This is a genomic window from Methylobacterium sp. AC690 (assembly GCF_979256535.1).
On sequence record NZ_CEEDOX010000071.1, the window covers coordinates 1 to 289 of the forward strand.

Sequence of the window (289 nt, forward strand, 5' to 3'; positions counted from 1 at the left end):
TGTTGGCGGGTGTCGGGGCTGGCTTAACTATGCGGCATCAGAGCAGATTGTACTGAGAGTGCACCATATGTGACCCATCCGAACGCTCTTCTCACTCCTCGTGCCCGTCTCCGGTTAGCTCGGCTGATTGTCGAAGACGGCTATCCGGCCACGATCGCCGCAAAGATGTTCATGGTCTCCCCGATCACTGCCCGGAAATGGGCAGGCCGCTACCGGGAAGAGGGTGAGTTTGGGATGCAGGATCGCTCCAGCAAGCCGCACCGGATCCGTCGACCTGCAGCCAAGCTCT

The 289-nt window shown here is 59.9% G+C and carries 1 protein-coding gene; it reads left to right on the plus strand.

From position 1 onward, the window contains the following. Positions 1-69: 69 nt before the first annotated feature. Positions 70-289 (plus strand): leucine zipper domain-containing protein (locus AC0IY1_RS25370; RefSeq protein ID WP_471773345.1); only part of this gene is annotated, 220 nt, incomplete at its 3' end.